5 protein-coding genes and 1 pseudogene are annotated in these 4912 nt (G+C 66.9%); 4 read left to right on the top strand and 2 right to left on the bottom strand.

What is annotated here, in order from left to right; genetic code table 11:
• Positions 1 to 1462, top strand: a 1462-nt coding sequence (nrdE, locus tag I5I_RS03645; protein ID WP_036316565.1) for a class 1b ribonucleoside-diphosphate reductase subunit alpha, incomplete at its 5' end; no start/stop codon positions are given.
• Between the two features lie 42 nt (positions 1463 to 1504).
• Positions 1505 to 2484 (top strand): annotated as a pseudogene (gene nrdF / locus I5I_RS03650) (class 1b ribonucleoside-diphosphate reductase subunit beta).
• Between the two features lie 104 nt (positions 2485 to 2588).
• On the opposite strand, the gene I5I_RS03655 reads toward nrdF, so the two are convergent.
• Complete coding sequence (locus I5I_RS03655) at positions 2589 to 3002, bottom strand: hypothetical protein (RefSeq protein WP_036316566.1); 414 nt, start codon at positions 3000 to 3002, stop codon at positions 2589 to 2591.
• Between the two features lie 89 nt (positions 3003 to 3091).
• Between I5I_RS03655 and I5I_RS03660 the strand changes: the two genes are divergently transcribed.
• Both I5I_RS03660 and I5I_RS03665 read left to right on the top strand, forming a co-directional pair.
• A complete protein-coding gene (locus I5I_RS03660) occupies positions 3092 to 3559 on the top strand; it encodes a DUF3817 domain-containing protein (RefSeq protein ID WP_036316567.1) in 468 nt (155 codons plus the stop codon).
• A 116-nt stretch (positions 3560 to 3675) separates the two neighbouring features.
• Positions 3676 to 4086 carry a MarR family winged helix-turn-helix transcriptional regulator gene (locus tag I5I_RS03665; protein ID WP_036316571.1) on the top strand — a complete coding sequence of 137 codons (411 nt, stop codon included), beginning with the start codon at positions 3676 to 3678 and terminating at the stop codon, positions 4084 to 4086.
• Between the two features lie 38 nt (positions 4087 to 4124).
• Here the strand turns inward: I5I_RS03665 and I5I_RS03670 are convergent.
• Positions 4125 to 4912, bottom strand: a 788-nt coding sequence (locus tag I5I_RS03670) for a class I SAM-dependent methyltransferase (RefSeq protein ID WP_036316569.1), incomplete at its 5' end; no start/stop codon positions are given.

Below are 4912 nucleotides of genomic sequence, written 5' to 3' on the forward strand. Positions count from 1 at the left end.
ATTCGAGCTCGGTCCCGGGGATCCTCTAGAGTCGCTCGAAGACAGCTTCAGCTACGCCAACCAGCTCGGCGCGCGTCAGGGTGCCGGCGCCGTCTACCTGTCGGCGCACCACCCCGACATCCTCCGCTTCCTCGACACCAAGCGCGAGAACGCCGACGAGAAGATCCGCATCAAGACGCTGTCGCTCGGCGTCGTGATCCCCGACATCACCTTCGAGCTCGCCCGCAACGGCGAGGACATGTACCTGTTCTCGCCCTACGACGTCGAGAAGGTCTACGGCGTGCCGTTCGGTGACATCTCCGTCACCGAGAAGTACCGCGAGATGGTCGACGACGCGCGGATCAAGAAGACCAAGATCAACGCGCGCGAGTTCTTCCAGACCCTCGCCGAGATCCAGTTCGAGTCGGGCTACCCGTACATCATGTTCGAGGACACGGTGAACAAGGCCAATCCGATCAAGGGCCGGATCAACATGTCCAACCTCTGCAGCGAGATCCTGCAGGTCAACACGCCGACGACCTACAACGAGGACCTCTCGTACGCCGAGATCGGCAAGGACATCTCCTGCAACCTCGGGTCGATGAACATCGCGCTCGCGATGGACGGCAAGGACCTCGCCGGCACGGTCGAGACCTCGATCCGCGCGCTCACCGCGGTCAGCGACCAGAGCCACATCCGCTCGGTGCGCTCGATCGAAGACGGCAACGACCGCTCGCACGCGATCGGCCTCGGCCAGATGAACCTCCACGGGTACCTCGCGCGTGAGCACGTGCACTACGGCTCGGAGGAGGGCATCGACTTCACGAACATCTACTTCTACACGGTGCTGTTCCACGCACTGCGTGCCTCCAACCGCATCGCGATCGAGCGCGGCACGGCCTTCGACGGCTTCGCGGACTCGACCTACGCGTCGGGGGAGTTCTTCGACAAGTACCTCGAGCAGGAGTGGGTGCCGCAGACGGATCGCGTGGCCGAGCTGTTCGCCGGCATCCACATCCCCACCCAGGACGACTGGCGCGAGCTGAAGGCGTCGATCCAGGCGCACGGCATCTACAACCAGAACCTGCAGGCGGTGCCCCCGACCGGATCGATCTCGTACATCAACAACTCGACGAGCTCGATCCACCCGATCGCGTCGAAGATCGAGATCCGCAAGGAAGGCAAGATCGGCCGCGTCTACTACCCGGCGCCGTTCATGACGAACGACAACCTGGAGTACTACCAGGACGCGTACGAGATCGGCTACGAGAAGGTCATCGACACCTACGCCGCCGCGACCCAGCACGTGGACCAGGGCCTGTCGCTGACGCTGTTCTTCAAGGACACCGCCACCACCCGCGACATCAACAAGGCGCAGATCTACGCGTGGCGCAAGGGCATCAAGACGATCTACTACATCCGCCTTCGTCAGATGGCGCTCGAGGGCACGAACCTGTCCGAGTGCGTCTCCTGCATGCTGTGACCGCGCTTCGCTCACTCCACGACCGTTTGAAGGATTGACGACATGACCCCGTCCGAGCCGCTCAAGCTCATCGACCACGTCCAGGCGATCAACTGGAACCGCATTCAGGACGACAAGGACCTCGAGGTGTGGAACCGCCTCGTGAACAACTTCTGGTTGCCCGAGAAGGTGCCGCTGTCCAACGACATCCAGTCGTGGGCGACGCTCACTCCCGACGAGCAGACCACCACGATGCGGGTGTTCACCGGTCTGACGCTCCTGGACACCATCCAGGGCACCGTCGGCGCCGTCTCGCTCATCCCCGACGCGATCACGCCCCACGAAGAGGCCGTGTACACGAACATCGCGTTCATGGAGTCGGTGCACGCGAAGAGCTACTCGTCGATCTTCTCGACGCTGTGCTCCACGCCCGAGATCGATGACGCATTCCGGTGGTCGGTGGAGAACCCGAACCTTCAGAAGAAGGCCCACATCGTCATGGACTACTACCGTGGCGACGAGCCGCTCAAGCGCAAGGTCGCCTCGACCCTGCTGGAGTCGTTCCTGTTCTACTCGGGCTTCTACCTGCCGCTGTACTGGTCGAGCAAGGCGAAGCTGACGACACGGGCGACATCATCCGCCTCATCATCCGCGACGAGGCCGTGCACGGCTACTACATCGGCTACAAGTTCCAGAAGGGGCTCGAGAAGCTCACCCAGCCCGAGCGCGACGAGATCAAGGACTACACCTTCTCGCTGCTCTACGAGCTGTACGACAACGAGGTGCAGTACACGCAGGACCTCTACGACGGCATCGGCCTGACCGAGGACGTCAAGAAGTTCCTGCACTACAACGCCAACAAGGCGCTGATGAACCTCGGCTACGAGGCGATGTTCCCGTCGCAGCTGACCAACGTGAACCCCGCGATCCTCTCGGCCCTGTCGCCGAACGCCGATGAGAACCACGACTTCTTCAGCGGGTCGGGCTCGTCGTACGTCATCGGCAAGGCGGTCGCGACCGAGGACGACGACTGGGACTTCTGACCTGACCGACGTCGTCGAGTGGATGGCGCGACGCCCCCGAACCGTGCTCGATGAGCCGGCGCGGGGGCGTCGCGGCGTCAAGGGTCTTCGCTCGCCGCGGACGGTCAGGAGATGACGACAGCGTCGAAGCTCACCGGTCCCGGACACGGGCCGCCGCCCTCCGACCTGTAGGGGATCTCCGCGCGGACATCACGCGTGACGGTGCCGGTGGCATCGGTGATCACCACGCGCACCGTCGTGCCGGGCTCGATGCTGACGACGCTCGTGTCGGCGAGATACGGCGGTGCCAGCGGCATCCGTCCGCGGCCGTCGCGGCCGAGGGGGAGGGGCGTGGGGGCGCAGCCGTCGCCGAAGCACGCGGCCACCTCGCCGACGGTCAGGGCGGGGGCGACCTCGATCGTGACGGGCCCGGGATTGACGAATCCGATGGCAGGGCACACCGGAACCATCGGCCCACAGCCTCCCAGCAGTCCGGTCGTCAGCAGCGCGGCCGCCGCCAGCGGAAAGCGAGGTGTCATACGCGACACCCTAGGCACCGCGCGCAGCGGCGCCCGGTGCTCACAGGAAGTGCTCAGGCGCGACGCATTCCTTCAGTTATGCTGAAGGAATGCTTCGCACCCCCCTGTCTCTGTTTCGCACTCTCGCGTTCGCGGAGGCGGTGTCGTGGACGCTGCTCATCGCCGGTCTCGTCGTCCGGGCGACGACCGAGTGGGCGCCCGCGGTGACGATCGGCGGCGGCATCCACGGTTTCGTGTTCCTCTCGTACGGCGCCACTGTCGTTCTGGTCGCTCTCAACAACCGATGGCCCGCGGGGCCGACCGCCGTCGCGCTGATCTCGGCGATCGTGCCCTACGCCACCATTCCGGTCGAGCTCTGGGTGCACCGTCGCGGCCTGCTCGCCGGTGCGTGGCGCGTCGAGGCTGCTGCCGATGCGGCGGACGCGCGGTGGTACGACGGCCCGTTGGCCTGGTTCCTGCGCCGCCCCTGGCTGCTGTTCGTCGGCATCCTCGTGGCCGTCGCCGCGATCTTCGCCGTGCTGCTGATCCTCGGCCCTCCCGGTGGCGCGAAGGCCTGATCCCGGCGCCGAGGTCAGCGCCTGGCGCCCGGCGAGCGGTGGCGTCAGCCCGTCAGCTGGAGAAGTCACGGGACGGCGACCCGTGCGCGGCACAGCGCATCGATAGCATGGACCGCATGACTCAGGACGGTCCCCGCTTCAGCCCCGTCATCGCGCTGCTCGCGGTGTCGGCGATGTGGGAGGAGCAGCTGGCGTCGATCCTCAAAGACCTCGGCATCAGCACCCGCAAGTTCGGTCTCCTCGGTCACATCTACGCCGAGCCCGGCATCTCGTTCTCCGAGCTGGCCCGCCGCTCGCACATCACGGTGCAGTCCGCCCATACCGCCGTGCGCACGCTCGTCGACGACGGCCTCGTGCAGGATGCCACGGCCCATGCCGGCGCCGCCAGCGATCTGCATGTCACCACGAAGGGAGCGCGCGTGCTGCAGGATGCCCGACAGCGCCTGTTCGAACTCGACGACGTTCTCGCCCAGCGCCTTCCCAAGGTCGCCGATTCGCTGGACGGCATCCGCGCCGGCATCGTCTGAGCATACGGCGGGCAGGCGAGGCTCGGGGCGGGGCCGGCTCACCGCTTCGTCGACACCGTCACCGTGAACTTCGGATCGCGGGAGACCTGATGCGTCGGCCCCACTACGCGCTCGAGCGTGGCGCGATATCGAAGCGGCGAGTTCCACACGCACCACAGCTGCCCGCCGGGCGCGAGAACCCGTGCGGCGTCGGCGAACAGGCGCTCCGCGATCGTCGTGGTCAGTGCGGCACCGGAATGAAACGGGGGATTCAGGGCGATGAACGACGCGCTCGCGGCGGCTCGTTCCTCCAGACCGTCCGCGCGCGCGACGCGGACGCGATCGCTCAGTGCGTTCGCTGCCACGGTCGCCGTAGCCGAGGCGACCGCCGCTGCCGACTGATCGCTCGCGTACACGTGCGCGGACGGATGCCGCCGCGCGAGCCACGCGCCCACGATGCCGGTGCCGCAGGCGAGATCGATCCAGGGATCCTCGCGGGTGCCGCCCCCGGGAGAACGGGGTGCGGCGTCGAGCGCTCTCAGCAGCGCCCGCGTCCCGATGTCCAGGCGAGCGCCCGCGAAGACCCCGCCGAAGGCGCGCACCTCCACGTCGTCGACGCGCGCGGCGGCGGGCACCGGGTCGCGACCGTCGTGCGGGCCTCGGGCGATCAGCGCCCGAGACTTCTGGCGGGCGTGAGTGACATCGACCGTCGTGAAGAACGCGCGCAGCACGTCGTTCATCGCGACGCTCATGTGCTTGATGCGGCCCCCGGCCACCACGGTGACATCGGATCTCGCGTGCGCCGCGATCAGTCCGGCGACATCGCGCAGCGCTCCAGAGAGCGCGC

This window comes from Microbacterium sp. B24 (genome assembly GCF_000333415.1).
Taxonomy (GTDB): domain Bacteria; phylum Actinomycetota; class Actinomycetes; order Actinomycetales; family Microbacteriaceae; genus Microbacterium.

Bases quoted from the DNA above. Each gene is read 5' to 3' on its own strand.
- I5I_RS03655 (WP_036316566.1), bottom strand. From the start codon at position 3,002: ATGACACCTCGCTTTCCGCTGGCGGCGGCCGCGCTGCTGACGACCGGA.
- I5I_RS03660 (WP_036316567.1), top strand. From the start codon at position 3,092: ATGCTTCGCACCCCCCTGTCTCTGTTTCGCACTCTCGCGTTCGCGGAG.
- I5I_RS03665 (WP_036316571.1), top strand. From the start codon at position 3,676: ATGACTCAGGACGGTCCCCGCTTCAGCCCCGTCATCGCGCTGCTCGCG.